We start from the raw sequence: 1,834 nt of genomic DNA on the forward strand, positions 1-1,834 counted from the left end.
TTTAAATTTTTCTTGCCAGTAAAGAAAAGATTTGTACTTTTGCACCCGCTTTGAGAAACAAGCGCAAAACAAAAAGACACGTTCCTAGACATATTGAATTGACAGCCGTTCCGATGCAAATCGGAACAAAAGAATAAGAGTAATAGAATCGATAGATTAGAATAAACCACTAGATCTTGAGTCAAATAAAAACAGAGAATCATTTATGATTCTCGCATAATATACGATGAAGAGTTTGATCCTGGCTCAGGATGAACGCTAGCGGCAGGCTTAACACATGCAAGTCGAGGGGTATAGTTCTTCGGAATTAGAGACCGGCGCACGGGTGCGTAACGCGTATGCAATCTACCTTTTGCAGAGGGATAGCCCAGAGAAATTTGGATTAATACCTCATAGTATCTCGTTGTTGCATGACAACAAGATTAAAGTCACAACGGCAAAAGATGAGCATGCGTCCCATTAGCTAGTTGGTAAGGTAACGGCTTACCAAGGCTACGATGGGTAGGGGTCCTGAGAGGGAGATCCCCCACACTGGTACTGAGACACGGACCAGACTCCTACGGGAGGCAGCAGTGAGGAATATTGGTCAATGGGCGCAAGCCTGAACCAGCCATGCCGCGTGCAGGATGACGGTCCTATGGATTGTAAACTGCTTTTGTACGAGAAGAAACACTACTTCGTGAAGTAGCTTGACGGTATCGTAAGAATAAGGATCGGCTAACTCCGTGCCAGCAGCCGCGGTAATACGGAGGATCCAAGCGTTATCCGGAATCATTGGGTTTAAAGGGTCCGTAGGCGGTCTTATAAGTCAGTGGTGAAATCTCCCCGCTCAACGGGGAAACTGCCATTGATACTGTAGGACTTGAATAATTAGGAAGTAACTAGAATATGTAGTGTAGCGGTGAAATGCTTAGAGATTACATGGAATACCAATTGCGAAGGCAGGTTACTACTAATTCATTGACGCTGATGGACGAAAGCGTGGGTAGCGAACAGGATTAGATACCCTGGTAGTCCACGCCGTAAACGATGGATACTAGCTGTTGGGGGCAACTTCAGTGGCTAAGCGAAAGTGATAAGTATCCCACCTGGGGAGTACGAACGCAAGTTTGAAACTCAAAGGAATTGACGGGGGCCCGCACAAGCGGTGGAGCATGTGGTTTAATTCGATGATACGCGAGGAACCTTACCAAGGCTTAAATGTAGATTGACCGTTTTGGAAACAGAACTTTCGCAAGACAATTTACAAGGTGCTGCATGGTTGTCGTCAGCTCGTGCCGTGAGGTGTCAGGTTAAGTCCTATAACGAGCGCAACCCCTGTTGTTAGTTGCCATCGAGTCATGTCGGGAACTCTAACGAGACTGCCAGTGCAAACTGTGAGGAAGGTGGGGATGACGTCAAATCATCACGGCCCTTACGCCTTGGGCTACACACGTGCTACAATGGCCGGTACAGAGAGCAGCCACTGGGTGACCAGGAGCGAATCTACAAAGCCGGTCACAGTTCGGATCGGAGTCTGCAACTCGACTCCGTGAAGCTGGAATCGCTAGTAATCGGATATCAGCCATGATCCGGTGAATACGTTCCCGGGCCTTGTACACACCGCCCGTCAAGCCATGGAAGCTGGGGGTGCCTGAAGTCGGTGACCGCAAGGAGCTGCCTAGGGTAAAACTGGTAACTAGGGCTAAGTCGTAACAAGGTAGCCGTACCGGAAGGTGCGGCTGGAACACCTCCTTTCTAGAGCCTTAGTGTTAGCTATATGCACGCTGGGGAAAAGACGAAAAGAACTATTGGTCTATAGTTTTGAAATTTTATTACTCTTGCTGTTAATTTA

At 47.6% G+C, this 1,834-nt stretch carries 1 rRNA gene; it reads left to right on the plus strand.

From position 1 onward, the window contains the following. The first annotated feature begins 223 nt into the window (after positions 1–223). Positions 224–1,737: ribosomal RNA gene (locus BUB89_RS17645) — 16S ribosomal RNA — on the plus strand. Positions 1,738–1,834: the final 97 nt, after the last annotated feature.

The organism is Flavobacterium flevense, from assembly GCF_900142775.1.
Classification (GTDB): domain Bacteria; phylum Bacteroidota; class Bacteroidia; order Flavobacteriales; family Flavobacteriaceae; genus Flavobacterium; species Flavobacterium flevense.